Genomic DNA, 26,731 nt, shown 5'->3' with positions numbered 1-26,731 from the left:
GCTACATGCCCGGAATGGTCACGGTGTAGGTGGCCTTGTGCTTGCCTTCGTCGACTATCTGGATGGTGATCTTTTCACCCTCGTCCGGGAGTCTCGCTCCTTCCAGGATAATTTCGCGCGGTTCGGAGTCGTATTCGGCGGCAATCCAGTTCTTGCCGGATTTTACGGTGATGGAGTTCCCGTCGGGGATTCCGTCGTATTTGAAGTTGACTGGAATCTTGAGGGCGGGCTGGTGCAGTCCCCCGATAATCATGTTGTCCCAGTAGGGGAACCCGAGCGTGGGGGGATCCTGGTTGTCGATTGTTGCGATGTCGCGGAGCTCGTTCATGCTGGCGCAACGCTTCTTGCCGGAGGTCTGCTTGCTGAAGATGAACCAGTTGCGGCTCGTCTCTCCAAGCCAGTAGAGCGGGGCCTGGGCCGTATGCGCATCGATGCAGACTTCCCACTTGCCGGTAAACTGCAGTCCCTTGGGGTGGAACTCGTAGAAGTTCAGGCTGTCGGTGATGTTTTTCGTGAAGGCGAGGACAGGAGTCCCGTCGTTCGTCTTTACGGCCATTCCGGTCACCTTCTGCGAGATTTCGAAATCTTCATCCTTGACGGTCCAGCTGGCGGAAGATGCGCCCTTGTTTAGCGTGGTCATGTAGATGGTGTTCTCGCTATTGCCGTTGGAGTAGGCGATCTTCGTGGCGGCAGGGAAGGTTGCCGCAATCTTTCCGAGGAACGTCAACTTGTGGGGGAACACCTTGCAGAGATTCTCGCTGAGCGTGTTGCCGTTCTTGTCGAGAGCCGCGAAGGTGAAACTCGAATCGCAGCGGCCGAGGTCGAGCGCCGGCCTCGAAAGGTAGGTGATGAGGGGTGTCTTCTGGAAGTTCTGTTTCTGGAATTCGGAGTTGTCTTTGCAGTGGGAGCGGATGGAGAACTTCTTCGTGGTCACGTTGCCGGCGTAGTCTTCCACCTCGATGCGGTATTCGGACTGCGGCGGGAAGGGGACGTTGACGTAGTGCCAGTCGCCGGCGGTGTCGGCTTCCTCCGCCCACAGGAGCTCGTCGCGGATGCGGAGCTGCTTGCTGAAGGGAATGGTATCCTGGATTTTGCTGTAGATTTTTTCGTCGTAGCGGAAAACTTCGATCCTGCGGATGGACATCGGATTTTCCTTGGGCTCGCGGCTGTAGTCCGCAATCTTGAAGGAGATGTGAACGGGAGCGTCGTTCTCGAAGGTGTTCTTGATGGGAGTCGCTATGCATCCTTTGTCGAGCGCCTCGGTCGACGTGAATGCCACGTCGTCCTTGTAGGTGACCGCTGCCGCGAAAATCTGCGGAGCGATGGTGTCGAGGCAGAGCGCGCCCTCCTTGCAGGGCGAGAGTCCCTTGTTGTCGGCGGTCCGGACTTCCAGGTGCAGGTGCGGGTTCCCGATGCCGGTGCTGCCCGCGAAGGAGAGCGTGTCGCCCTTCTTGAACGCGACCTTGGGCGAAATCACGATGTCGTTCTTCTTGGTACTGTACATCTTCTTGTATACGAGTTCGTCGAGCTGGGCGCTGAAGCTGCTCTGGTGCGCGAACACCCATGTCTTGCCGCTGTTGCCCTTGAAGTAGAGCGCTTTGCCGTAGCCGTAGGGGGATGTCTTGATTTCGCTTGCGATGCCGTCCTCGGGGGCGTAGATGACCCAGCCTTCTTCCATCTGCGTCGAATAGTCTATGCCCATGTGGTAGCGCGTCCCGCGGTTCTCGCCGAAGCTGGACGTGAGGTAGGCATCGCGCTTGAAGGGACTGTATTTCTCGTTGGGGTTGATTACCTTGAGTCTTGGGACTCCGTCATCCTTCTTGTCGCCTGTTCCCGGGATGGGCAGGTTGTGTTCGGCGAGGCAGTCCTCGTAGGCGAAGGCGTCCATCATCTTTTCGTCGCATTCTTCCGCGAATGTGGCCGTAAACCCTGCGCAAAGGCAGAGCGCGAAGGCCTTGCGTGCGGTACCGATAAGTTTGTATGAAATGTTCCTCATGTGCTGAAAGATACAAAAATCTTACGGCATGCCGGAGTTTGTCTGTGCGAAGGGCATAAAAAAAGACCCGCTTTTAAGCGAGTCTTTTTAGTGGAGCTAAGGAGAGTCGAACTCCTGACCTCCTGCATGCCATGCAGGCGCTCTACCAACTGAGCTATAACCCCGAAAGGTGAGCCAAATAGAGAAAAATATTTGGCCCTTGTCAAGGGGGCAGAAGACTTTTTTTTCAAAAAATCTCCGCCGCCGTGAAAATTATGCCTTCTCGATGGTCACGGACTCGATAATCACGTCATCGAAGGGGCGGTCGCTACGGTCGGTCTTGACGCCTGCGATTTCGTCCAGAACCTCGAATCCTTCGTAGAGCTGGCCGAACACGGAGTAGCCGTCAGCCGGGCCAGGGCCCACCTGGTCGTGGTCCAAGAAGTGTACGTTGTCGCCGTGGACGATGAAGAACTGGCTACCGATGCTGTTCGGCATGGCGGTCTTTGCCCAGCTGAGGGCGCCGCGCATGTGGGTGAGGCACGGGTCGTACTTGTCGCCGATAGTGGTGCCGGGGCCCTTGGCGGAGTGTCCGCCTGTGCCGTTCCTGCGGGTGAAGTCGCCGCCCTGGATCATGAAGTCCTTGATGATGCGGTGGAACGGGGCGCCGTCGTACTTGCCCTGCTTTGCAAGTTCGATGAAGTTCGTTGCGCATTCGCCGACGCGGTCTTCGAAGAGGCGGAGCTTCATTACCCCGTGGTTGGTGGTCATGATGGCGATGGTTTCGCCCGGCTGCGGTTTATCCAGCTGATTGAACATGTAAACTCCAGTGGTTGATAGGTTGTTTCTCTTTGCATTGTATATATACAAAAATAAGGTGCAGTTTTCCTCTTTTTCTAAAAAAAATGCTAGATTAAAACACTGTATGAAAGACAACTGCAAACGTATCCAGGAATTGCTTTCCGCGCAGGCCATGGAATTCGCCCTCGACGAAATGGCCGCGAAAATCGCAAAAATGCACCCGTCTGCCGAAAACCTGATTGTTCTCGGCATGGCAAGCCGCGGAATCCCGCTGGCAAAGAAACTGAGCGACAGGCTCTCGCAAAAATTCGGCAAGCCCATTGAGATGGGCTGCCTTGACGCGACATTCTACCGCGACGACTTCCACTACCGCAAGCCCAGCGCTTCCACCGAGATGCGCTTTACCGAAATGCCCGCGACCGTCGAAGGCAAGACGGTTATCCTTGTGGACGACGTGCTCTACACAGGCCGCTCCGTCCGTGCCGCCATGCAGGCGATTTTGGACCTCGGCCGTCCCGCCGCCATCCGTCTTTGTGTGCTGGTGGACCGCGGTCACCGCGAACTCCCGATTGCACCGGATTGTGTGGGTCTTACGGTCGAGACGGCGCAGAACCAGGAGGTGCGCGTGATGATTGAACCCATTGACAGTGAAAATTCCGTTTATCTCGTAGAAGTGGAGGCATAGCGTGAGCGCGCTTGAGATTAAACACCTTTTTGGACTGCGCGGGGTATCGAAACACGATATCCGCATGATTCTCGATAACGCGAAGCAGTTCCGCGAAATTCTGGAACGCCCGGTAAAGAAGGTTCCGAGCCTGCGCGGCATGACGGTTGTGAACCTGTTCTTCGAGAACAGCACCCGCACCCGCACGAGTTTTGAACTTGCAGAAAAACGACTCTCTGCAGATACGGTGAACTTCACGAGTTCGAACTCCAGCGTGAAGAAGGGTGAAACGCTTGTCGATACGCTCCGTAACATCGAGGCCATGAAGATCGACATCGTTGTCGTCCGCCACAAGGGGACGGGCGTCCCGAAGTTCCTCGCTGACAACAGCAATGCGATTATCGTGAACGCGGGCGACGGTGCGCACGAGCATCCCACACAGGCTTTGCTCGACATGCTCACCATCGAAGAAAAACTCGGAACTCTCGAAGGCAAGAACGTGACGATTGTGGGCGATATCCGCCACAGCCGCGTGGCCCGCAGCAACCTCTGGGGCATGACGACGATGGGTGCGCACGTGACGCTCTGCGGACCGTCCACCCTGGTCCCGCGCAATACCGAACTCATGGACAAGGTGACCTGGGAGAGCGACGTGAAGAAGGCAGTGAAGGATGCGGATGCCATCATCGCGCTCCGCCTGCAAAAAGAACGCATGGACGATGCGCTTCTCCCGAGCATGCGCGAATACCGCAACACCTTCGGTATCACGCACGAACTCCTGGAATGCGCGAAGGACAAGGTGCTCATCATGCACCCGGGCCCGATCAACCGTGGCGTGGAACTCGACAGCGAAATTGCCGACGGGGAAAATTCAGTTATCCTCAATCAGGTGACCAACGGAGTGGCTGTGCGAATGGCTGTTCTCTTCCTTTTGGCTGGAGGTCGTGCAAATGCGTAATGTGGTTTTGAACAACGTTCGCCCGTTCGTGGACGGGAAGTTCGGCGAGCCGACGAAGATGTGCCTTGTGGATGGCGCGTGGGCAGATTCCGCTCCCGCAGAGACCGACGAATTCGATGCGAAGGGCGCTCTTGCAATTCCTGCGCTCTTCGGCCTCGGCCTCGACTTCAAGGAACCGCTCCGCGACGATATCTACACGTTCAGGGACGGAGTCTCTGCTATGCGCCGTGGCGGCTTCTTCGGCGGGCTGTACGAAAGTTCTGCAAACCCGATTGACGATTCTCAGAAACTCACCGCGATGCAGCAGCTGAGTGCGAAGTCCGGCATGGAGTTCGCCTTCTTGGGAGCCTTCAGCATGGGCTACCAGTGCAAGGACCTGGCCGAAATGGTGGAACTTGCCCAGGGCGGCGCCGTCGGTTTCGGGGACGGCAACAAGGACTGCTCCCGCTCTCGCTTTTTGCGCCTCGCGATGGAATATGGTTCCATGACGGGCAAGCGATTCTTCTTTATGCCGCTCGACGATTCGCTCCGCCATCACGGGCTTGTGCACGAGGGCTGCTACGCCGACACGCTCGGCATGAAGGGAATTCCCCGTATCGCCGAGACGATTGCCGCCTTCAGGATTCTAGAAATGGCCCGCTTCCTCAAGGTGCCGGTGCATTTCAAACAAGTTAGCTGTGGCGATACGCTCAAACTTATCGAGACGGCGCGCGCGCAGGGCGTGGACGTGACCTGCGACGTGGATGTCTACCATCTGCTCCTGGACGACTCCTGCCTGTTCGACCTCGACTCGCACTGCAACGTGCCGATGCCGTTCCGTTCTGCCGAAGACCGCGAAGCCTTGTGGCAAGGGCTCGAATCGGGAATCGTGAATGCAATCAGCATGAATCACGACCCGGTGTTGCGTCAGGACAAGGAAGTGAATTTCGAAGATGCGGTGCCGGGAGCGGTTTCGCTGGAGATAGCGCTCGGCGCTATCTGGAAACCGCTCTGCACGCGGCTGTCCGCCGCGCGCGCGGTGGAACTGCTTTCCACCGCTCCGGCACAGTTGGCCGGCGCCTGCCCTTCCGCTATCGCGAAGGGCGGACGGGCGAACCTGGTCCTCCTGGACCCGGACCGCCCGACGAAGGTCGTCCCGACCTTGTTCGCCGGCCAGACGCGCAACACGCCGCTTCTGGGCAAGGAAATTCCGTCTTCCATAGTCGCCTCCTACATCGGCGGGGTGTGGACCGAGGTGTAGCCTATGATTCTGCCGTCTCATCTCCTATTGATAGTAGTGCTCCTGATTTTGGGGCTATTGCTCCTCGTGTTGGTGGAAATACAGCGTTCCAACGACCGTCGCGAGAACGAGGAGATGTTCGGCACGAAGGATTTCGACCTCAAGGTGGCGGAATACAACCTGAGCCCGAAGGAAATTCGCACGCTCGAAAAACTGGTCCGAGCCTCCAAGTTCGAGAACAAGGATGCGGTGCTCAACTCCTCGCATCTGTTCGAGGCTGCGGTTTCGGATTTCTACGAGTTCCGTAACGTGGACGATGTTCGCGACGAGACGCTCGAAGCCGTGGCGCGGCTGCGTGACAAGCTCAAGTTCGATGCGGCAAACCCGTTCTCGGTCATTGCCAGCACGCGCCAGTTCAACGTGGGGAACCGCGTGGACCTGCTCCTGGATAGTGGCGGGGCCAAACTCAAACATTCCGAAATTGTATGGCGTGCGGAGAAGGAATGGGGGGTCTCGTACGACGGAAGTTTCGGCCCGGCGTCCTCCTTTGTGGGGCGCGAGGTGAAGGTCCGCTGGACCCGTCCTGAGGATGCCGTCTATTCTACGACCATCAGGGTTGCGAGGTGCGAACCGGGAATCCTGGTGCTCCGGCATTCCTGCCAGCTTGAAAAACAGCAGCTGCGTCGCTGGCGCCGTGAAATCGTGAATTTCGATGTCGAGGCGGAACTGCCGGACGGGAAAAAGTGCACCGGCCTGCTCTACGACCTTTCGGCAGGCGGTATCCTTATCGGGCTGCCGGTCGAGTGCGCAAGCGGACAGCATATACGGATTCATTTTGAGCTCCCGAGCTTCGGCCCGGAAGATGTGGAAATTGAGATTTTGCGCAGTTTGGGGCAAAAAAACGCTGAACATCCCGAGTTCTATTCCATGACGGCATCCTTCTCCGGAGCCTTCGGTTGGACCCAGGAAAGGGTGCTTCAGTACATATTTGAGCTCCATAAGTCGAAAAAGGGCTGAAAAACACCCCGAAAAATGCGCTAACTATATAATTTTCAATGACTTAGACGTTTTTTTGCTTGACATTTCGATTTTATAAAGGTAGAATTAGGATAGTACTGTTTCCGATCGGAGTTTTACTTTGGCTTTAGGATTAATTGCTCGAATTCGCGGTGAACGCGAGACAATCGGCATCGATGTTGGCCACTACAGCATCAAGTACGTGAAGGTTTACCATAACAGTCGCGGAGGCCGAGTTGTCGTCGAAATCGATACGGAGCCCGTTCCTGAGGGCGCCATTGTCAACGGAGAAATCCAGCGCCGTGAAGGCGATGAGGCCCCGACGGGCCCTGACGGCAAGAAGGAGAAGGATGGCTACGAACTTCTGAGCGAAGCCCTCTCCAAGCTGATGCTTCGCCATCCGCGCGACCCGAATACGGACCTTGTTGCCTGCGTGAACTGCGGTGCTGGCGCCGGTGGCGTGCTGGTGGACCGCCTGAGCGTCAAGGTCCCGAAAAACGGAAACGAGGCCGCCATTATTCTTCAGACCGCGCAGTCCCGTCCGCCCTTCGACGACCAGGACAACGTCATCGACTACGAGGTCGAGTCCAGGGAAGGCGACGAGGTGAAGGCGAACGTAGTCGCCGCGAAGAACGCACTTCTCGATTCCTGGGCACAGTTCTTTACCATCAAGGGACTCAAGCTTACCGCGATGGATGTAGATATTTTCGGTCTCCTGAATGCGTTCGTGGTGACCGCGTCCGAGGACGACCTGAAGCAGACGACCGCCGTTATCAATATTGGCGAGAAGAAGATGAGCATCGGGTTCATCCAGGGGGGCAAGTTCCACTCCATGCGTGCCATGACCGGCGGTTCCATCGATATGATTATCGCAAAGCTCGGCGTCACGCTGGGCATCGATGCCGCGAAGTGCCATCAGTTGTTCGAAACGGGCGATCTGGGCATCGTGGACGGGTATTCCGAAGCCGAAGTGGAAGAAGCCCTGAAGCTTTCTTTCGAAGACATCATGGCGCAGGTCGAGTTCGGTATCCGCTACTTCTCCTCGTCCGAAGACTCCGAACCTTTGAACAAGATTCTCTTGGGTGGAGGCGGAGCTTCCATCCCCGGGCTCAGGGCTTTTATTGCCGAGCATTCCGGTGTCGAAACCGATACGGTCAACCCCTTCCGCTATGTGGAATGTGACGCGAGCGTCGTCGGGGAGTCGGGCGTGTCGCTTGCGCTTTCTAACATCCTGGCGCCCGCTCTGGGCCTTGCAATGAGGAAATTCTAATGGCTGCTAAAAAGACAAAGAATGTAGCGAAGAAATCCCTTTGCATATCTATTAACCTTTTGCCCGGTGAATACCGCAAGGCGCAGAAGGATTTCTCGTGGATCACGGACCGCCGTGTGGTATGGCCTACGGTGGCAATGATTGTCGCAATCGTTGCGGCGATGATGCTCTACTCTTTCACGACCGAAACGATATCGGGTCTGCAAAGCGATGTCGAACGCATCAAGTCGGAGGTGGAACGCGAACGTCCGCTGCTCACCAAGATTGGCGAACTCGAACAGAAGCAGGCGATTGTCAATACCAAGATCAACGCGCTCAAGAGCATCCAGGTGAGCAAGAAGCGCTGGGTGGTGCTGTTCGAGAATGTATCCTCGGTGTTGCCTCCCAACATGTGGCTCACGAGCTTGAACCAGGTTTCCGAGGACAACCTCGAAATGAAGGGGACGACGTTCGACTTCTCCGAGGTGGCCGAGTATATGGTCAAGCTCGAAAAACAGGTGAGTATCGACAAGGTTACTTTACTTACAATCGCCACGACGAAGGTCGATGGCGAGGAAGCCTACAGCTTCACCATCAAGGTTGTCCTGAAACAGGATCTGGGGGAGGGCTAGTATGGGAAATATAGATTTCAAGGATAAGAAGAACATATACGCGATAGTCGTAGTCCTTTTGCTTTTGGCTGCGGGCTATTGCCTGTATTCTTATGTGTGGGATCCGTTCGTGCAGGACCGTGATCGACTCGAACGCGAACGCGATGCCGCACAGTCGGAACTCGACAAAATTAATGCAAAGAAGCACCGCATTGCCGAACTCGAACTGCAACTGGTGCAGGCCGAGAAGGACTTCGAAAAACTGAAGGAGATGTTCCCCGAAGAGGAAAAGGTCCCGCTGCGTTTGCAGGACCTCTACGCCGTGCTCCGCAGCTCCGGCGTGCAAATTCAGAGGTTCAACCCCGAAGGTTCTTCGCCGAAGGAACACTACGTGGAAAACCGCTACTCCATCGCGGTCAATTCCGGTTACCACATGCTTGGCTACCTGTTCGCCGAAATCGCAAACTTCAACTATCCGACTGCGATTACGAACCTCCGCTTGAACCGCTACTCGGGAATTGCTGCAGAACTCCAGAAGGCTGAAACGCACGGCTGGACGCCTATTACGGTGTCGGTCTCGTTCAACCTGACCACCTATACATCCAAGAAGGTTGCCCAATGATAAAGAACAAATTAATTGCTTTGTTCCTGTTCGTCGCGGTGGCCGCCAATGCAGCCCAGATCAAGGATGTGCGTTTTAACTGCGATTCCAAGAAATGCGCGATGACGTTCCAGTTTGCGTCGGATTCCGATTTGCCGACGTTCTTCCAGAAATATGACGCCAAGACCCACAGGCTCACGCTCGGATTCTCCGCGACGACTTTCGCCCTTGGCGAGGGTGTGTTCGATGTGGACGCCTCCAGCGATTGGGTGAAGGCTATCCGCGTTTTCAAGGAACCGTTCCACGGGACGGATTTCTTGAAGGTGGAAATGGCTGTCGGTTCGGCCATCAATACGGACAAGAATGCCATTGCTCTTGAAAAGTCTGACTTCAAGCTGACTTTCAACGGCAAGAACGGAAAGTCCTGGACGCTCTCCAAGTTGTTTGCCGACCGCAAGAAGGCTGCCGAGAAGCAGGCCGCGCTCGACAAGAAGGCAGCGGAAAAGGCCGCCCTCGAAGAAAAGAAGCGCCTCGCCGAAGAGAAGAAGGCTGCCGAGAAGCAGGCTGCGCTTGACAAGAAGGCAGCGGAAAAAGCCGCCCTCGAAGAAAAGAAGCGCCTCGCCGAAGAGAAGAAGGCTGCCGAGAAACAGGCTGCGCTCGACAAGAAGGCAGCGGAAAAGGCCGCCCTCGAAGAAAAGAAGCGTCTCGCCGAAGAGAAGAAGGCCGCTGCGAAGCAGGCTGCGCTCGATAAGAAGGCCGCTGAAAAGCGTGCCCTCGAAGAAAAGAAGGCTGCAGAAAAGGCTGCTCTCGAAGAACGCAAGCGCGAAGCTGCCGAAAGGAAGGAAGCCGAGAAGCGCGCCCTCGAAGAGAAGAAGGCTGCGGAAAAGGCTGCGAAGGAAGAAGAAAAGCGTCTCGCCGAGGAACAGAAGAACCTTGACAAGGCCATCAGGGAAGGTGGCAAGATTTCGGCGCTGCTTCCGAACCTTAAGGAAATGACGGTGCTTGTCGGCTCGGGCATGGAACAGTTCCGCCTGGTGGCGACGACTCCGATTGAAATCCAGAACGTTTCTGGCCCGGACAAGGCGGCCGTCATCACGATTGGCCTTGCGGGTCCGCAGAAGTCCCCGATATTCAAGATTGGCGCAGGCACTCTCGTAAAGCATGTCACCTGGGGCGCAAACGGTCTCAAGGTCCAGCTCAAGGCCGGTGTTGCTCCGGTAATCGTGGTGCAGGAAGGCGCCCTGATTTTGCAGGTCCGCGAAACGACCATCAAGAAGGACGGGTTCCTTTTCTGGAGCGCCCATCCGGATGGAATTTTCGTTCGCGACTGGATGAAGTCTTCCGAAGAGAAGCCTTCGTTTGAGTCTTTCGTGAACAAGCACGACAAGGAAAGCAAGAAGCTAGTCTCTGGCTCGCAGACATTCCACCTGCGTCCGGTCGTCCGCGAACTCATCGTCGTCGCCGACGAAATCGAACTCTTTGCCGCGCCCAACGACAATTCCCAGGTGCTGAAGCGCCTTACCTTCGGCGAACGCCTGGTGAGCCTCGACGTTTCGGGTCTCTACTGCAAGGTGCAGCACGGTAGCCACATCGGTTTCGTGAACAAGCGCGCCGTGAGCTACATGGACGAACTTTCCGCCGTGCAGATTGAACGCCTGAAACAGGTCGACAAGGAAAGGGGCGAAATTGTTTCCGAGGGTGGCGAGGTTGCCGGAAGCCAGCTTGATGGCCTCTATGATGACCGCGTTACTTACAGTTCTTTCGGCCGTCGCGACCCGTTCGTCGAAATCAAGGGCCTCGTCGAAGAAGGCATCAACATCGACCAGGTCGAACTTGTCGGTATCATCTGGGAATCCGATGTCCCGATGGCGCTCCTCGTGGAATCCAAGAATCCTTCCATCTCCTACACGCTCAAGGAAGGCGACAAGATTCTCAACGGAAAAGTTCTTAAAATCACACAAACAGACGTGCTCTTCCTTATTCAAGAATTTGGCGTGAGCCGTCGCTACTCTATGGGTCTTCCCGATAAATTTGGGGGTCAAAAGTGAAAAAGCTGATTAAAATACTCATGGTCCTGTCCCTGGTTTTGGGACTCTCCTCGGTCTGTGCTGCCCCCGCGTCGGGTTCCGTGGAACCCAACAAGAAGCTGTACGACTTCTCGTTCGTGGATACGGACTTCAGTGCCGTGTTCCGCTCGGTGTCCGTGGTTGCGGGTGTCGATATCTTGCTTGCTCCCGATGTGAAGGGCAAGATGAGCCTCAAGGTCACGAAGAAGACTTGGCAGGAAACACTTGACATTATCTGCGAAATCAACGACCTGACCTGGGTTATCCAGGACAAGTACATCGTGGTGCAGCGCTTGAGCACTTACCAGGCGAAGCAGAAGAAGATTGCCGACGAAGAAAAGCAGCAGGAAGATACGGCTCCGCTCGTCCGCAAGAACTTCCAGATTCACCACGCGAAGGCCGATGAACTCGTGAAGGTGCTTGAAAGCATGAAGAGTGGCCGTGGCCGCATTACGGTCGTGGAACGCACGAACTCCATCATCGTCTACGATACCGATTCGAAAATCGAGCAGATGGAAAATGCCCTTACCGAACTCGATGTGGAAACGCTCCAGATCATGATTACCGCGAAACTCGTGGTGGTGAACAGCCAGCGCGCCCGCGAACTCGGTGTGGACTGGACGGCGACCATGGGCAATGGAACCGTGCTTACGCCGGGAACTGCGAGTGCTGCGAACGGAACCGCCGCGAATGCTACCCGTGCCGGAGCCGTGGTTCAGTCTTTCCCGAACAACGGTGTCTCGCCTGCTGTGAGCGGCGCTTCCACCGCTATTACCACGAGCCTCCTCGACAACCATCTCCAGCTTGCGATTTCGAACTTGATGGGCGACGCTTCGACCGAAGTGCTGGCGTCTCCGCAGGTCTCCACCCTCGACAATACCGAAGCCCAGGTGTTCATGGGTGACAAGGTCTCTATCCGCGTGATTGACGACAGCGGTGAATCTTCGACGCAGCTCGTGGAAACGGGTATCAAGCTGACGGTGACCCCGCACGTTTCGGGCGACAACCGCATCTTGCTCGACCTGCATCCCGAGAACAACTCCTACGATTACGACTCCAAGGGCGAAATCGTGATCAGCACTCAGGAAGCGAAGACGAAGGTCGTGGTGGCCGACGGCGAAACCGTGATTATCGGTGGCCTGACCCGCAACGAAACCCAGGAATCCGAAAGCGGCATCCCGTTCCTCAAGGATATCCCGTTCTTCGGCAACCTCTTCAAGTATTCTCGCAAGTCCGTCACCAAGAAGGACCTCGTGATTTTCGTGACGCCGCGTATCATCCGCAACTACATCGGCAACGTGGATATCTCTGAACCCGCTGCCGAAGTGAAGGACCAGCAGGAAGCCCCGCAGGCGAAGAAGGTTGAACAGCCCGCGCAGGAAGCGGCTCCCGCGGCTCAGCCTGCTGCCGAACCCGCTCCGGCTCCTGCCGCAGAACCGGCCCCGGCTGCCGAAGAGCCTGCTCCGGCCGAGGAACCTGCTGCCGCTGCTCCGGCTGTTCCTGCTACCGAAGAAGTCCAGGACGACTGGAACTAGGCTGTCCCGCAAGAACTTAAGAAGCCCGCTTCCAGCGGGCTTTTCTGTTTATTCAACGCTTATGCTTGCGTAAGCGTGAGGCAAGTTTGCTTGCCGAAGTTTTTTCTCGTTGTTTGGGAGGGCTTTAGAGAGGGCTTCGCGCTCCCAGGTTTCATTACCGGATAACGAGGGCCGCGAGCGCGAGTTCCTGCGCAATGCGGGTGCTGCAGAGTCCGCTTTTGAATTCGTAATCGAGATCGGCGAGTCGGCGGATGACGCGGCAGAGGAGCGGCTTGCTCCAGCGTCGCGCACATTCGGGGGCGCGGCCTTTCACGTTGAAGATGTAGTCGTTCTTGCCGAGTTCGGCGGCTGCATCCTTCGGCGTCATCCCCTTGTCTAGGAGGGAGGAGAAGTTCAGCAGGTCGACGGAGTAACGGTAGAGCGAACCCGCGATCTGGATGGCGTTCACTCCGTTGTTCAAGAGCTCGTTGAGCATGCGGGCGTATTGTTTTGCGTCGCGCAGCCCGAACGAATCGTTGATTTCGTACGATACCATCTCGCGTTGCGGCACGATCATGGTGCGGACGAGGTCGAGCGTAATCTTCTTGCAGTCCGGAGCGAAAAGCAGCACCTTCTCGACTTCTTCGCAGACGAGCTTGGTGTCGGTGCCGAGAGCCTCGGCGAGGTAGCGGCTTGCGTCGCGGTCAATCGCCTTGTTGAAGTGCGAGGGGATGGCGGCGTCGATCCATTCGGCCATCTTGTACTGCTTGGGTTCCTCGAATTTCTCGATTTCGCCTGCGCCCTTGAGCGCCTTGAACAGTTCGCCGCGGGCATCGAGCTTCTCGAATTCGAAGAGGAGCTTGCACTGGGGATTGTGGCTCAGCCACTTGGCTAGGGCCTTGCTGTCGTCTGCCTTGAGCGCTTCGCCCTTGCGGACGACGACAACCTGTTCGGGGGCGAACATGGAGACGGAATCGCAGGCAGTGATGACGGCATCGGCGATGGAAGGGATGTTGGTATCCGTGGCAAAGAGGATTTGCCTGGACATCGGGTCGTCCTTGCGGTCGCCGAGGGCTTCCTCGAGGAATTTCCCGATTCGAGCTTCCTTGCTGAATTCGTCCTTGCCGATGAGCGTGACAATCATGCGGGTTGGGGGTACCTTAGCTGAAGTCGACGATTTCGAACTTGTTGACGCCTCTCGGGGTTGTCACCTCGACGGTTTCTCCCTTCTTCTTGCCCATGAGGGCGGCGCCGATGGGGCTCTTGAAGCTGATTTTGCCGTTGAGGGCGTCGGCTTCTTCGGGGCTCACCAGCTGGTAGACGACGTTTTTCTTGGTCTTGGCGTTGATGAGCGTGACCTTCGCGCCGAAGCGGATGGTGTCGGAGTTCGGGTCGAACGCGACGACTTCGGCCCTGGCCAGCTGGTCCTGGAGCTTGGGCATTTCGATATTGTCGATGGAGGCGAGACGTTCCTTCGCGGCATGGTATTCGGCGTTCTCGCTCAAATCGCCCTGTGCACGGGCATCAACTAATTCTTGCAGGACGCGCGGGCGTTCTACATTTTTTAAATTTTCGAGTGCTTTGACGAGCTGGTCGTAAGCTTCTTGTGTAAACGGGATCTTTTCCATGCTCTACAAGGTAAAAATTTTAACGGGCGTTGCGAGCCCCGAATCGCAAAGAAAGCTTCTTTTTAGGAGATACTATGTACACTGTGCTGGAAAAAGGCGGCGTTTGCTCCCCCAAGGGCTTTACCGCATCTGGAATTTGCGCTGGCATCAAGGCCAGCGGTAACGCCGACATGGCGCTTTTGAAAAGCGAGAAGGCGGCCCGTTGCTTCGCCGTCTTTACCACCAACAAGGTGAAGGCCGCTCCGGTACTGTACGACAAGGCTGCGCTTGAACATGCCCATTTCGCGACTGCGGTCGTAGTGAACAGCGGCAATGCGAACGCCTGCACCGGCGAACAGGGCTACAAGGATGCCGAACGCATGGCCGTGATGACCGAGGAGGCCCTTGGCCTTACCCCGAAGAGCGTGCTCGTTTGCAGCACGGGCGTGATTGGCCACCTGATGCCGATGGACAAGATCGAGGCGGGAATCCCGAAGCTCGTGGAAAAACTGCACGCCGACGCTTCCGAAGAATTCGGCCGCGCCATCCTCACGACCGACCTTGCCCTCAAGAGCCACGCCGTGGAAATCCAGACGGAAAAGGGCGTGATTACGATTGGCGGCGCCTGCAAGGGCTCGGGCATGATTCACCCGAACATGGCGACGATGCTTGCCTTCATCACGACCGATATCTCGCTCCCCATAGACTTCTTCGCCGAATTCCGTGCCGACATCGCCGATTCCTTCAATGCGATTACCGTGGACGGCGACACGAGCACGAACGACACGTGCATCTTGCTTGCGAACGGCATGAGCGGACTCCGTTACGAAGACCTGAGCTTGAGCGAACAGGGCGAGTTCCGTGCCGCCCTCATGCTTATCATGCAGAGCCTCGCAAAAGACATCGTGCGTGATGGCGAAGGTGCAACGAAGCTTATCGAACTGCGTATCGAGAAGGCCGAAAGCCACGAAGAAGCGCTCCGCATGGCCCGCTTCATCGGGACATCCAACCTCGCGAAGTGCGCGATGTTCGGCGAAGACCCGAACTGGGGTCGCATCCTCAGCAGCGCGGGTTCCAGCGGTTGCAACATGGTGGCCGAACATACCGACCTGTACTTTGGCGACGTGAAGGTGCTTGAAGGCGGGCGCCCGCTCCAACTCGACGAAGCTCAGACGGCGGCACTCCATGCGGTGGTTCGCCAGCGTGAATACAAAGTAACGCTCGTGCTCAATATCGGGCAGGCATCCGCAAGCGCGTTCACCTGCGACCTGAGCTACGGCTACGTGAAGATCAACGCGGAATACACAACGTAGTTGTTTGTCATTAGTTATTGGTCATTAGGATTGTAATGGCAAAGCCCTCGGCAGCGACCGAGGGCTTTACTTATAAAGTGAAAAGACTGAAGTGAGAACGCTCGCTAGTCCTTCAGGCAGCGGAGGCTCGCTCCGAATTCGGGATTGAACTTCTCGAACTTCGCGATGTCTTTGTCGTGGTAGAACACGAGCACTTCGCCTTCGGCAGTCCAGAGGTAGGCCTTCTTGCCGGCGTCTTCGAACTTGCGTTCCTTCAGCGGGACGTCGCTCTTTGCGAAGTGGGCGCCGCCGGCCTTCACGCCGAACCCGAGTTCATCCTTGCCGTTGCCGTAGTCGTTGCCGCCTTCCTTGATGGGATCCCAGCCGAAGCCGGCCTTGAGCACGGTGCCAACCTTGCCGCTTGTCTCGGCGAAGGTGAGGAGCGTCTTCCATTCTTCCTTGGTGGGCATGTGGAAGCCGTCGAGGCAGGCCTTCTTCGCATTCTCGAAGTTGTAGAGGCGGCCCCAGTGGTTGCACTGGTTGCACACGGAACCTTCGAAGGTGCCGAAGTTCATGTTCTCGGCGGTCCACACCTGAGTGCCGATGCGAATCCACTGGTAGGCGTATCCGTCGCGCGGGTCCTTGTAACTGCCGTCTGTCGCGGGAGAACCATCCGGATCGTACATTTCGCCGAATTCAATCTGCTTGTTCTTCTGGTATTTGGCCTTGGAAGCGAGCTTGCCGTTCTTGTGGTACTTGACGACTTCGCCTTCGATGTAGCCGTCGGCGTAGGGCGTTTCGGCCTGGAGGGTGCCGTCTTCGTAGTATTCCTTCTGCACGCCTTCCTTGCGGTCTGCGTTGAAGTTCGTTTCGCGCCTGAGGGTTCCGCTATTGTAGTATTCCTTTTCGATACCCTGCTTCTTGTCGTTGACATAGGTGGATTCCATGCGCACCTTGCCATCGGGAAATTCCTGCGTGCGGATGTCGTCGCAGGCGGTGAAAGCGAGAGCTGCCGTAAGTGACAGGCCGATGAGCAATGTTCTCTGTTTCATTTGGATCTCCTTGTTTTAGAATTCAATTTTTCCGGCAGTTGCCAAGAGCCCGATGATGTAGAGCATGCCGTCGTAGTAGCGCCAGAAGCGGAACGGGACGGAAAGTGCCGCGAGGTCTTTGACGAAAGGCTTTACCAGCGGGTCTTCGGAATCGAGGACCTGTGTGGCAGCCGCGTTCATCGCGATGATGCCCGGCGTAGCGTTGCGGCCCTGGCGCGGATAGGGCCCGCCGTCGGTCGCGTAGTCAGAGAGGTAGGGCCTCCTGTTCTCGAAGAAGTTCAGCAGGCGCGTGCAGATTTCCTTTTCGCTCTCGTCGCCGCCGAACAGGGCGTAGTCGAGGCTCAGGTTGAGCGCAACGCGCCAGGCGTCGCCGCTGAAGCAGTTGCTCTCGGGAAACCAGGGCATGGCTTTGGGCGTGCCGTCGTATTCGGAGTAGTCGCCGCAGAGACCGGTTTCGGGGTGGGCGGCCTTCTTCAGGTATTCGATGCTGTTTTTTGCAATCTCGAGCCACTCGCTATCGCCGGTCGCATCGGCGTAGGCACGGTAGAACGCGATGGTGTGGTAGCTCGGGTCGGTAAAGTCGTTGCCCAGCACGGGCGAGAACTTGATGAGCTTCCTTTCGGGGTCGATCATCGGGCCCACGAGTTCGTTGAAAGGCTTGTTCTTGATGCAGTTGATGAGCTCGATGGCCTCCTGCCTGTAGTCGTCGCAGCCAAACTTCTTTGCGGCGATGAGGAGGGCGGCCGCGATGTATTCCTCGCCATCGGGGGCGGCTCCCGGGTCCATCATCGAGAAGTCGGTGGTGGAGACCTGCCAGGAGTAGTAGCCCTTGTGCGGGCCGTCGTCATTTCGCAGGTATTTCTTCGCGAAGTTCCAGAGCTTCTGGAAAAGCTTGTCGTGGCCGGTGAGGGCGGCGATGAACATGCCGTAGCTCATGCCTTCGGAGCGGATGTCGTCGTGGCCGATGTCGATGATGTATGCCATGTCGTCGGCGGCGTCAAAGCACACGCGCTCGTCGATGGGGTCGCCCTCGAAGAGTTTGCTGAATGCGTTCTGGATTAGCTGGTCGGCGAAGTTCGGGCCGTAGCCTGCTTCGACGAACATGTCGCGGGGCTTTTTGCGTTCCATATAAAATCCTCTATTCTATTATCTAAAATAACTTAATTTGCCCCGTATGCAAAACCGCTTTTTGAAAACAAGTGTAAAAAAATGTGTGGAAATTTCGTATTTTTACAACGAGAGGTATTTATGGCAGATATGTTGATTATTGGTCAGGGCCCGGCGGGCGTTTCGGCATCGCTTTATGCGTTGCGTGCCGGCTTGGACGTTATCTTGGTCGGGAAGGGCGCCGGTGCGCTCGAAAAGGCGCACATGATAGAGAATTACTATGGCCTGGAGAAACCGCTGACGGGCGCAGAACTCTATGAGGTGGGCAAGAACCAGGCCGAGCGGCTCGGGGCGAACCTTGTAGAGGACGAGGTGACCGACCTGTTTTTCGACGGGAAGGAATTCGTGGCGACGGGGCTCAAGGGCGAGTACCGTGGTCGCGCGTGCATCATGGCGACGGGTTCTGCCCGCAAGAAGACTCCTCTCCCGGGTATGGCCGAGATGGAAGGCCACGGCGTGAGCTACTGCGCGGTGTGCGATGCGTTCTTTTACCGCGGGAAGGATGTCGCGGTTCTTGGGTCGGGCGAGTATGCCCTGCATGAATGCAATGAACTCCTGAATGTGGTCGGAAGTGTGACGCTCCTTACGAATGGTGCGGAACCGACGGCTGAATTCACAGACAAAGTAAGAATTGACAAGCGAAAGCTCGCGGGCCTTGTGGGCGAGGGAACGTTTGGCGGCGTAAAGTTCGATGATGGCGAGGAACTGAAACTCGACGGGCTGTTTGTCGCCCTCGGCAGCGCAAGTGCCATGGATCTTGCGCGGAAGGCGGGAGCCGCCTTCGACGGCGGCAGCGTCGTGCTGGACAAGGATTACATGACGACGGTTCCCGGCCTGTTTGCCGCGGGGGACTGCACCGGCGGTACGTTGCAGGTTGCTGTCGCCGTGGGCGAGGGCGCCATTGCTAGCCTTGCCGCCATCAAGTATTTGCGCGAGACTCGATAAGCGCTATATTTTTGGACGCATTTTTTAAGGAGGACGAATGCGTGTCTTGAAAGTTTTGTTTGTATTGCTTTTGCCCGTGATGTTTGTCGCCTGTAGCGATGACGATAGCGGCTTTATCTCGCGTCCGGACGGGAAGGATTCTTCGCCCAGCGTCACACCGAAGTCGAGCGATAGCAAGACAAGTGTGCCCACTGGAACTATGACCGACTCCCGCGACGGCCAGACGTATAGGACCGTGAAAATCGGCACCCAAACTTGGATGGCCGAAAACCTTAACTACGCATACACCGGTGTCCCTTATAACCATAGTGGCAACACCCTCGATTCTACTAGTTGGTACTACGACAACGACGCATCCTACAGCACCAAGTACGGTCGCCTATACACCTGGGCTGCAGCCATGGATAGCGTTGGTACGTGGAGCACAAACGGCAAGGGCTGCGGTTACAGTGTAATCGGTATGACCTGCTCGCCGGACTATCTGGTACGTGGTGTTTGTCCCGAGGGTTGGCACCTGCCGGACTCCACGGAATGGAATACGTTGATTACGACAGTTGGTGGTTCCAGTACAGCGGGTAAGGTACTCAAGTCCACTAGCGGCTGGAACAGCAGTGGCAACGGCACCGATGCTTTCGGCTTTTCCGCGTTGCCCGCCGGCTTCAGGGGCATCTTTGATTACTACAGAGAGGGTGACGTAGTGAGGTTCTGGAGTTCTACTGAATACGATGGCTACAGCGCGTTCTTCATGGACTTGTACTACGACCTCGACAATGCGGGACTGACTCACAACGGCAAGTATGAAGGGCTTTCAGTTCGTTGCCTTAAGGACTAGGGGTAAACCCTGCCTCCCCAAAAATAGACCGGCAATGACAGCTTTTAACCGATTTGGTCTGCTAAAATGTCAAAATGAAGGCTTTTAGCCCTCCCTTGTCTCACTTATCAAGCCCTTGGTATTTTCTTTTGGGCTTGTTGTCCTTTCCCTTATTCTTTTTCATGCTCTTTAGCGCCTTGTCGAAATCGTCTTCGACCACGTATTCGTATGGCTTGGCTCCAGGAGGGAGCGCTCCGGCATTGCACATGATGAAAATGGCAAGGCCGAACCAGATGGTAGAGGGCAGGGCTAGCATGCCGAAGAGCGTGGTTTCGTCAAAATAGATGTTGTGCCCTACGACTAGGGTAGGGTACAGTAGGACAATCGCGATAATCTTGATCTTCAGTTTGGTGAGCTTGAACTTTTTCATAGCGTAGTCAAAATTTAGTTTGATAAATCCAACTTGGCCCGATAGGGTCTTTTTTTTGTTAATGCTCATCTGAACACCAAAACGAAATCGGACCTCGGTACGAGGTATGCTTTCTGTAAGTTTTCCGGTTTCTGGGGGCGATATTCCAAAATTTTATTGCCGTAGTGGTAGAAAATGTTTAATTTTACCATGTGTTATAAGTGTTGTGGCAAAGTGTGTCAAGGAATTAAATGAATTTACCGTATTTCATAGGTAACGCCAAGACGGCGATAGACGGAAAGGGAAGGTCTTCCTTCCCCAGGGAACTCCGTCGCCAGCTGTGGCCTACCGAAGGGACTGAGTTCGTGATCGCTCGCGACCCGAACCACACCCTCCGGTTGTACATGTTGCCCGAGTACGTGAAGTTCATGGCCGAACTCGACGCGTTCAAAGATCGCCGTCGAGCCGATGTATTCCGGAAACAGCTCGATGCCAGCCCAGTTGAAATGGATGGCCAGAACCGCATTCTCATTCCCAAGAAGTTCTTGGATTATGCGGGTCTTACGACCGAAGTGGTTTACACTCCCGGTCGCGGACGGTCTCTGGAATTGTGGAACCCCGAACGATTCGAGAAGGAGCGCAACATGGATTCTGTTGAAGCTCAGAACGCGTTCGATGAGATGTTCTACTTGATCGGTTCGTCGGAGGGTCTTGATGACAAACGCTGACCTCAGACAAACTAATTTACAGACAAACGAATATTCTGCGGCTCTTGCCGGCGCTACCGATGGCGTGTTCTATCACGACCCCGTGATGCTTGCCGAATGCCTTGATGGGCTGAACATCAGGCCTGATGGTACCTATGGCGACTGCACGCTCGGCGGTGGCGGACATTCCTACGCGATTGCGAACAAATTAAACGAAGGCGGAACGCTCCACGCGTTTGACCGTGACGAGGAAGCCGTTGCGTTTGCGACCAAGCGCCTTGCGGGTGTAAAGTGCAAGTTCGTTGTGCATCCGGTGCGCTTCGGTGAACTGAAGAACGAGATTGCACCGAATACTCTCGACGGCATTCTTTACGATTTGGGAATCAGCAGCCACCAGGTTGACGATTCCAAGCGCGGGTTCACCTTTGTGGGCGATAATCCGCTCGATCTCCGCATGGACCGCCGTGAAGGAACCTCTGCGCAGGAATGGCTCAAGAATGTCGATGCAGAAACGCTTGCCGCGGCCCTCCGCAAGAATGCGGATATGGACCGTGCGTTCAAGCTTGCAACCCGCCTTGTAGAAATGGCGGGCACGGTGAAGGCCGGGAACCGCGATATTCTCCCTTCCGACGTGAAGGCCGTGGTGGAATCGGTATTCCCCGACAAGAAGCGCGAAGTGAACGGCCTTTTGGCACGCGTTTTCCAGGCTATACGCATGGAAGTGAATGGCGAACTCAAGGAGATTGAAGATAGCCTGAGCGCCGCGGTGGACTGCCTCAAGGTGGGTGGTCGCCTGGTGGTGATGAGCTACCATTCGGTGGAGGACCGCTGCGTGAAGGAAACCGCCGCGAAGTTCGAGAGGGCCTGCATTTGCCCCGAACGCCAGCCGGTGTGCACGTGCGGCGGCAATCACCAGCGCCTGCGCAAGGTGAACCGCAAGCCGATTTTGCCGACAAGTGAAGAGATTGCAAGGAACAGCAGGGCTCGCTCTGCGAAACTGAGGGTGTACGAACGGGTATGAGCGCTACGGATAAATTGCCGGTACCGAAGACGAACAGGGCGACCTTCCTGATCGTTGCGGTTGTGTTCGTGCTGATTGTCATCGGCCTCGTGACTCCCTTGTACCTTCAGAACAGGGTGAATGCGCTCTATTCGAAGTCCTATGCGCTTTCGAACGAGATCGTTTTTTTGAAGCGCGACATTTTGATGCTGGACCTAAAAATAAATCAGTATTCGTCGCTCGAATACCTGTGCAGTTTTGCCGACTCGGTGGGGCTTGGGCTCAATGGAGTCCCCGTGAAGGTGATGGATGCGGGAGGTCCCGGTGTACAATAGGGTAAAATTGGAACCGCTGGCCTTCCTCAAGTGGGTCGTGATGAGCCTCGTCGGCGTGCTGATGTGGCAGACTTTCAACATCCAGGTGCTCAACAGCGAAGTCTACCAGACCAAGACGAAGGATCGCGTGACGAGTACGCGCAACGTGTATGCGGGTCGCGGACGCATCATGGACAGGAACGGTATTGTGTTTGCCGACAACTATCGCGATACCACGAAGGGTGTCGATGACTATAGCCGCATATTCTTGCAAGGGCATCTGGCGAGCCAGATTGTCGGGAAACTCGATTTCAACGGCCGCGGCAACATGGGCATGGAGAAGGTGTTCGACACCACTTTGAGCGGAATCGAAGGGATACGCGTGGGCGTGCGCGATGTCCAGAAGCGCGAAATTTACAGCCGCTCCGAGGAAGTGGCGAAGGCGGAACCGGGACTGAACCTGGTCCTCACCATCGACCGCAACATGCAGGAAATTGTCGAGAAGGCGCTGAAGGATGGCGTCGAGGAGTTCCAGGCGGCAAGTGCAAGCGCGGTGGTCATCGAGCCCGTTACGGGAGAAATCCTCGCGATGGCGAGTTATCCGACGTTTGACCCGAATTCCAGAACGCAGGGCGTGGGGCGCATGGCCAAGAATGACATCGTTTCGCTTCCCTACGAGCCGGGCTCTACCTTCAAGGTGATTACGGCTGCCGCCGCCCTCGAAGACGGCATTGTTTCGCCGGACAAGGTTTACCCGAGCAATGGCGGGCGCTGCTGGGAATGGTGGGAAGGCAATCCGAAGTTCAAGAACGAGAAGCCGATTTGCGATTCCCATGTCATCGGGGAGGTGGATATGCCCGAGGCCATGGCACAGTCCTCGAACGTGTACTTTGCGAGGGTCGCGGATGCGGTTGGCGCCGACAGGTTCTATCGCATGGCGCGCAGCTTCGGTATTGGCATCCAGACTTCGGAATATTTCCAGGGCGAGGAAAGCGGACGCCTGTTGAAGCCCTTCGAACTGGAACGCGATGCGCGTACGCTCATGACGATGGGCTACGGGCATGCCGTGATGGTGACCCCGATACAGATGGCGATGGCGTATGCGGCAATCGCGAACGGCGGTGTTCTCATGGAACCGATGATTGTGAAGGAATGGCGCGATTGGCAGGGCAACGTGGTCGACAAGAAAAAGCCGACGGCCGTTCGCCGCGTGATTTCGGAGAAGACTGCGGCCTCTATCCGCAAGATGCTCCAGCGCGTGGTGTATGACAAGAAGGGAACGGCAAAGCAGGCGATGAGCAAGAAGATTCCGAATGTGATTTTTGGTGGCAAGACGGGTACGGCCGAAAAGTATAACCACGTGACGCGCAAGTACGACAAGAATCGCCAGGTTGCTTCGCTTATTGGCCTTGCTCCGATCGAGGATGTTCGCTACGTGTGCATGGTCTTGGTCGATGACCCGAATATGGACAAGGACCGCGGACATACGGGTGGCGTCACGGCGGGCCCTATTTTCCGTCGGATTATGGAAGGGATCTACTTCCATCCGCAACTTTCGCCGATTTCGTATAACCTGGCGCAGGTGAAACGCGATACTCCCTGCGATGTCGATTTTATGGGAATGCCGCTCGATGGCGCGAAAAAGGTTGCAAGCGACAGGAACTGCAAGGTGGCTTTTGACGGCGTGGGTTCCCGCGTTATTTCCCAGCGCCAGAACACATCCGATACGGCGGGCGTGACGCTTGTCCTTGGCGAGATGGCCGCATCGAAGATGCCTGACTTGAAGGGGCTTTCGCTGCGCGACGCCATGGAAATTATGGGCAACATCCGCGTGAACGTGGAATACGAGGGCAAGGGCCATGTCGTGGCGCAGTCCCCGATGCCGGAGGAAGAACTACGCAAGGGTACAATTTGCAAGCTGAAGCTTAAGGAGAGAGGTTGATGATTTCGGAAGCTTTGATGCAGAATTTGTCTGTCAAGGGACTTTGCGACGATTCCCGCCGCGTGAAGGCGCAGGACCTGTTCTTCTCCATGCCCGCGGATGGCTATGAAGAATTTGCGCGCAGCGCCCTTGCTTCGGGTGCCGTTGCCGTGGTGAGCGAACAGGCTGCCCCTGCAGGGCTTGCCTCCAAGTGGATCCAGGTCTCGGACGTGAAGGAAGCTCGCCTGGAAGCGGCCCGTGTATTTTACAAGGATCCGTTCGCGAAGCTCCGCTGCCATGCGGTGACAGGTACGAACGGCAAGACGACCAGCGCCTTCCTCATGAATGCGATGCTTGAATCGGCAGGCCGGAAAACGGCTCTCCTCGGCACCATCAAGAACAAGATTGGCGAATCGTCCGTTCCCGCGACGCTCACGACTCCGGGCCTTTTGGATTTGTTCGCGTTCGCCTCGAAGGCTGTTGCTGCCGGATGCACCGACCTCGTCATGGAAACGTCGAGCCATTCGCTGCACCAGGGGCGCGTGGCCGGAATTCGCTTCAGGAGCGGGCTCTTCAGCAACCTCACGCAAGACCATCTCGATTACCACAAGACGATGGATGCCTATTTCGAGGCCAAGAAACTCCTCTTTACGAAATACCTTGCCGATGATGGCGTTGCCGTGGTGAACATCGACGATGCGCACGGCGAGAGACTTTTTGATGAACTGAAGACGCTCGGGAAAAATGCCGTCGCGGTTTCGAGGCTCGGGAATGCGAAGGCCTCCATGAAGCCGGAAGGCGACGTGCAGAATACCGAGAACGGCCTCGTGTTCAGCCTGCCTGCCGTTGCGAAGGAAAAATTCGAGACGCCCCTCTGTGGCGACTTTAACGTGGATAACGTGTTGCTTGTGCTCGCCTGGGCGAATGCGGTCGGAATCCCGGAACTCTCGATGCGTGCTGCGCTTGCGAGCGTCCGCGTGCCGGGCCGTTTCGAGAAGGTATGGAACAAGGACGGAAAGCATGTCGTGGTCGACTATGCGCATACGCCCGACGCCCTGGAACGCGTGCTTACGACGGCGCGCAAACTCTGCCGCGGGACGCTCTCTACGGTATTCGGCTGCGGAGGTGACCGTGACCGCACCAAGCGCCCCATCATGGGTCACATCGCGGAAACGATTGCCGACAAGGCTTGGCTCACTTCCGACAACCCGCGCACGGAAGACCCGCTCGCGATTATCGAGGATGTGCGCGCGGGAATGAGTACGGACAAGTTTGAGGTCGTGGCGGACCGTGCGGAAGCCATCCGCAAGGCATGTGCCGCGCTGAAGGATGGCGATTGGCTCGTAATTGCGGGCAAGGGCCACGAAGATTACCAGATCGTCGGCAAGACGAAGCATCATTTTGACGACCGCGAAGAAGCGGTGAAGGCGATGGAAGAATGTTAAAGCTTGATTTGACAGTCCGCGAAATGCTGGAAATCCTGGAAACATCCGCCGTGGGTGTTCCGGCCAGCGTCTTGAAGCGGAAAGTGAATCTCTGCATGGATTCACGCGAGAAGGCCAAGGGCGTGGTGTTCTGGCCTATAAAGGGAGCGCGTTTCGATGCGCACAAGTTTGTCTCTCAAATGGAAAAGGATGGTGCGCTGATGAGCGTTGTGAACCAGGAATCCGTAGAAAGCAATTCCATCAAGATGTATGCCCCGGTGGAAGATACCACCAAGGCGCTGCTCAAGCTCGCCAAGGGCTACCAGAGGCTCTTCAAGGTGAAGAAGGTCGCCATTACCGGAAGCAACGGCAAGACGACCACCAAGGAGATGACGAAGGCCGTGCTCTCCATGAAATACAAGACCCATGCGACGCAGGGCAACTTCAACAACCATATTGGCGTGCCGATGACGCTGTTCCAGCTGAAGCACAGCCATGAGGCTGCTGTCGTCGAGATGGGCACGAGCGGTCCCGATGAAATCCGCCCGCTTTCGCTGGCCGCAGAACCCGATGTCGCCGTGATTACGAACATTGGCGCTTCGCATCTGGAACGCCTTGGCGATTTGGACGGCGTGTTCCGCGAAAAAATTACCATCAAGGATGGCCTCAAGACGAACGGCACCTTGATCGTGAATGCCGATGACCCGCGCCTCTGCAAGGTGCGTTCGACAAAGAACATGAAGGTCGTCACGTTCGGCGTGCATCGCGGAATCGTGAAGCCCGAAAGGCTCACCTGGAACGAGAACGCCTGTGCCGATTTCTATGTCGGCCGCACGCATTTCGAACTGAGCGTGCCGGGGACGCACAACCTCTACAATGCGCTTGCGGCGATTGCCGTGGGCGAGGCTTTCCGCGTGCCGAAGGCCGATATCGCGAAGGCGCTCAAGGCTTTCCATGCGACAAACATGCGCATGGAATTCCGCAAGGGCAACGGATTTAAGATTGTTTCGGACTGCTACAACGCGAACCCCTCTTCTACCCGCATGGCGCTTCAGACCATCGGCAACATGAACGTGCGCGGCTGCCGTATCGCAGTCCTCGGCGACATGCTGGAACTCGGAAAGGCGAGTCGCGAAATGCACCGCGAAATCGGAAAGCTCGTTCCCGAGATGAATTTCGACCTGCTGCTCGCTGTGGGCGAGGATGCGAAGGAATATGTGAAAGGCGCCAAGGAAGGCGGCCTGGAGCAGGCTTTCCATTTCGATTCTGTGCAGGACGTGATTGAGTTTTTGGGCGAAGTGGTCTGCGAAGGCGACGTGCTCCTCGTGAAGGGCAGCCGCGGAATGCATATGGAACAGGTGGTGGATGCCCTGCTCAAGCAGGCTCCGGTTTCTAAGGCGTAAGGTA

General features: G+C 56.4%; 25 protein-coding genes and 1 tRNA gene. 18 read left to right on the top strand and 8 right to left on the bottom strand.

The window, feature by feature from the left end; translation table 11 throughout:
* Position 1 precedes the first annotated feature (1 nt).
* The 3 genes from B2310_RS04675 to B2310_RS04665 form a co-directional block, all read right to left on the bottom strand.
* Positions 2–1,996 (bottom strand): M23 family metallopeptidase, encoded by a 1,995-nt coding sequence (locus B2310_RS04675; protein ID WP_290729024.1) that lies wholly within the window; start codon positions 1,994–1,996, stop codon positions 2–4.
* Between the two features lie 91 nt (positions 1,997–2,087).
* Positions 2,088–2,160: transfer RNA gene (locus B2310_RS04670), tRNA-Ala, on the bottom strand.
* An 88-nt stretch (positions 2,161–2,248) separates the two neighbouring features.
* On the bottom strand, positions 2,249–2,794 hold the full coding sequence (locus B2310_RS04665; RefSeq protein WP_173382523.1) for a peptidylprolyl isomerase: 546 nt from the start codon (positions 2,792–2,794) through the stop codon (positions 2,249–2,251).
* Between the two features lie 106 nt (positions 2,795–2,900).
* On the opposite strand from B2310_RS04665, the gene pyrR reads away from it, so the two are divergent.
* The 9 genes from pyrR to pilQ all read left to right on the top strand — a co-directional run bounded on the left by pyrR (position 2,901) and on the right by pilQ (position 12,696).
* Positions 2,901–3,461, top strand: coding sequence for a bifunctional pyr operon transcriptional regulator/uracil phosphoribosyltransferase PyrR (gene pyrR, locus B2310_RS04660; RefSeq protein WP_290723254.1), 561 nt, complete (start codon positions 2,901–2,903; stop codon positions 3,459–3,461).
* A 1-nt stretch (position 3,462) separates the two neighbouring features.
* Positions 3,463–4,398: an aspartate carbamoyltransferase catalytic subunit gene (locus B2310_RS04655; protein WP_173365116.1), complete on the top strand. Its 936-nt coding sequence runs from the start codon at positions 3,463–3,465 to the stop codon at positions 4,396–4,398.
* Positions 4,391–5,638, top strand: coding sequence for a dihydroorotase (locus B2310_RS04650; protein WP_290729023.1), 1,248 nt, complete (start codon positions 4,391–4,393; stop codon positions 5,636–5,638). Before B2310_RS04655 ends, B2310_RS04650 begins: the two co-directional genes overlap by 8 nt.
* 3 nt (positions 5,639–5,641) lie before the next feature.
* Entirely contained in the window at positions 5,642–6,634 is a 993-nt protein-coding gene (locus B2310_RS04645) for a PilZ domain-containing protein (RefSeq protein ID WP_290729021.1), read from the top strand.
* Positions 6,635–6,755: 121 nt separating this feature from the next.
* On the top strand, positions 6,756–7,904 hold the full coding sequence (gene pilM / locus B2310_RS04640; RefSeq protein ID WP_173365119.1) for a pilus assembly protein PilM: 1,149 nt from the start codon (positions 6,756–6,758) through the stop codon (positions 7,902–7,904).
* A complete protein-coding gene (locus tag B2310_RS04635; protein ID WP_173382519.1) occupies positions 7,904–8,515 on the top strand; it encodes a PilN domain-containing protein in 612 nt (203 codons plus the stop codon). The genes pilM and B2310_RS04635 overlap by 1 nt, the downstream gene beginning before the upstream one ends.
* Before the next feature lies 1 nt (position 8,516).
* Entirely contained in the window at positions 8,517–9,116 is a 600-nt protein-coding gene (locus tag B2310_RS04630; protein WP_173365121.1) for a type 4a pilus biogenesis protein PilO, read from the top strand.
* Complete coding sequence (locus B2310_RS04625) at positions 9,113–11,143, top strand: hypothetical protein (protein WP_290729019.1); 2,031 nt, start codon at positions 9,113–9,115, stop codon at positions 11,141–11,143. The genes B2310_RS04630 and B2310_RS04625 overlap by 4 nt, the downstream gene beginning before the upstream one ends.
* On the top strand, positions 11,140–12,696 hold the full coding sequence (gene pilQ, locus B2310_RS04620) for a type IV pilus secretin PilQ (RefSeq protein WP_290729017.1): 1,557 nt from the start codon (positions 11,140–11,142) through the stop codon (positions 12,694–12,696). The genes B2310_RS04625 and pilQ overlap by 4 nt, the downstream gene beginning before the upstream one ends.
* 154 nt (positions 12,697–12,850) lie before the next feature.
* Here pilQ and holA read toward each other — a convergent pair whose 3' ends face one another.
* Positions 12,851–13,819, bottom strand: a complete 969-nt coding sequence (gene holA, locus B2310_RS04615; protein ID WP_290729015.1) for a DNA polymerase III subunit delta — start codon at positions 13,817–13,819, stop codon at positions 12,851–12,853.
* A gap of 16 nt (positions 13,820–13,835) precedes the next feature.
* Complete coding sequence (gene greA, locus B2310_RS04610; protein WP_173365124.1) at positions 13,836–14,303, bottom strand: transcription elongation factor GreA; 468 nt, start codon at positions 14,301–14,303, stop codon at positions 13,836–13,838.
* 74 nt (positions 14,304–14,377) lie between these two features.
* Here greA and argJ point away from each other — a divergent pair, with 74 nt between their 5' ends.
* Positions 14,378–15,595 (top strand): bifunctional glutamate N-acetyltransferase/amino-acid acetyltransferase ArgJ, encoded by a 1,218-nt coding sequence (gene argJ, locus B2310_RS04605; RefSeq protein ID WP_072808701.1) that lies wholly within the window; start codon positions 14,378–14,380, stop codon positions 15,593–15,595.
* 104 nt (positions 15,596–15,699) lie between these two features.
* On the opposite strand, the gene B2310_RS04600 is transcribed toward argJ, so the two are convergent.
* Both B2310_RS04600 and B2310_RS04595 read right to left on the bottom strand, forming a co-directional pair.
* On the bottom strand, positions 15,700–16,626 hold the full coding sequence (locus B2310_RS04600) for an FISUMP domain-containing protein (protein ID WP_290723242.1): 927 nt from the start codon (positions 16,624–16,626) through the stop codon (positions 15,700–15,702).
* Between the two features lie 15 nt (positions 16,627–16,641).
* Entirely contained in the window at positions 16,642–17,754 is a 1,113-nt protein-coding gene (locus B2310_RS04595; RefSeq protein ID WP_290729011.1) for a glycosyl hydrolase family 8, read from the bottom strand.
* A 120-nt stretch (positions 17,755–17,874) separates the two neighbouring features.
* Between B2310_RS04595 and B2310_RS04590 the strand changes: the two genes are divergently transcribed.
* Positions 17,875–18,738, top strand: coding sequence for an NAD(P)/FAD-dependent oxidoreductase (locus B2310_RS04590; protein ID WP_290729009.1), 864 nt, complete (start codon positions 17,875–17,877; stop codon positions 18,736–18,738).
* A gap of 37 nt (positions 18,739–18,775) precedes the next feature.
* Positions 18,776–19,570 (top strand): fibrobacter succinogenes major paralogous domain-containing protein, encoded by a 795-nt coding sequence (locus B2310_RS04585; RefSeq protein ID WP_290729007.1) that lies wholly within the window; start codon positions 18,776–18,778, stop codon positions 19,568–19,570.
* A 100-nt stretch (positions 19,571–19,670) separates the two neighbouring features.
* Here the strand turns inward: B2310_RS04585 and B2310_RS04580 are convergent, their stop codons facing one another.
* Positions 19,671–19,979: a hypothetical protein gene (locus tag B2310_RS04580; RefSeq protein WP_290723236.1), complete on the bottom strand. Its 309-nt coding sequence runs from the start codon at positions 19,977–19,979 to the stop codon at positions 19,671–19,673.
* Positions 19,980–20,209: 230 nt separating this feature from the next.
* On the opposite strand from B2310_RS04580, the gene B2310_RS04575 reads away from it, so the two are divergent.
* The 6 genes from B2310_RS04575 to B2310_RS04550 are packed head-to-tail and all read left to right on the top strand — an operon-like array spanning position 20,210 to position 26,727.
* On the top strand, positions 20,210–20,686 hold the full coding sequence (locus B2310_RS04575) for a division/cell wall cluster transcriptional repressor MraZ (protein ID WP_290723235.1): 477 nt from the start codon (positions 20,210–20,212) through the stop codon (positions 20,684–20,686).
* A complete protein-coding gene (rsmH, locus tag B2310_RS04570; protein ID WP_290729005.1) occupies positions 20,673–21,686 on the top strand; it encodes a 16S rRNA (cytosine(1402)-N(4))-methyltransferase RsmH in 1,014 nt (337 codons plus the stop codon). Before B2310_RS04575 ends, rsmH begins: the two co-directional genes overlap by 14 nt.
* A complete protein-coding gene (locus tag B2310_RS04565; RefSeq protein WP_173381322.1) occupies positions 21,683–22,000 on the top strand; it encodes a hypothetical protein in 318 nt (105 codons plus the stop codon). The genes rsmH and B2310_RS04565 overlap by 4 nt, the downstream gene beginning before the upstream one ends.
* Positions 21,990–23,921, top strand: coding sequence for a penicillin-binding transpeptidase domain-containing protein (locus tag B2310_RS04560; RefSeq protein ID WP_290723229.1), 1,932 nt, complete (start codon positions 21,990–21,992; stop codon positions 23,919–23,921). The genes B2310_RS04565 and B2310_RS04560 overlap by 11 nt, the downstream gene beginning before the upstream one ends.
* Positions 23,921–25,345 (top strand): UDP-N-acetylmuramoyl-L-alanyl-D-glutamate--2,6-diaminopimelate ligase, encoded by a 1,425-nt coding sequence (locus tag B2310_RS04555; RefSeq protein ID WP_290729002.1) that lies wholly within the window; start codon positions 23,921–23,923, stop codon positions 25,343–25,345. Before B2310_RS04560 ends, B2310_RS04555 begins: the two co-directional genes overlap by 1 nt.
* Positions 25,339–26,727 carry a UDP-N-acetylmuramoyl-tripeptide--D-alanyl-D-alanine ligase gene (locus B2310_RS04550; RefSeq protein ID WP_173365135.1) on the top strand — a complete coding sequence of 463 codons (1,389 nt, stop codon included), beginning with the start codon at positions 25,339–25,341 and terminating at the stop codon, positions 26,725–26,727. Before B2310_RS04555 ends, B2310_RS04550 begins: the two co-directional genes overlap by 7 nt.
* The last annotated feature ends 4 nt before the right edge of the window (positions 26,728–26,731 follow it).

Source organism: Fibrobacter sp. UBA3629, from assembly GCF_002374005.1.
Lineage (GTDB): Bacteria > Fibrobacterota > Fibrobacteria > Fibrobacterales > Fibrobacteraceae > Fibrobacter.
This window is presented reverse-complemented; position numbering and strand designations above follow the sequence as displayed.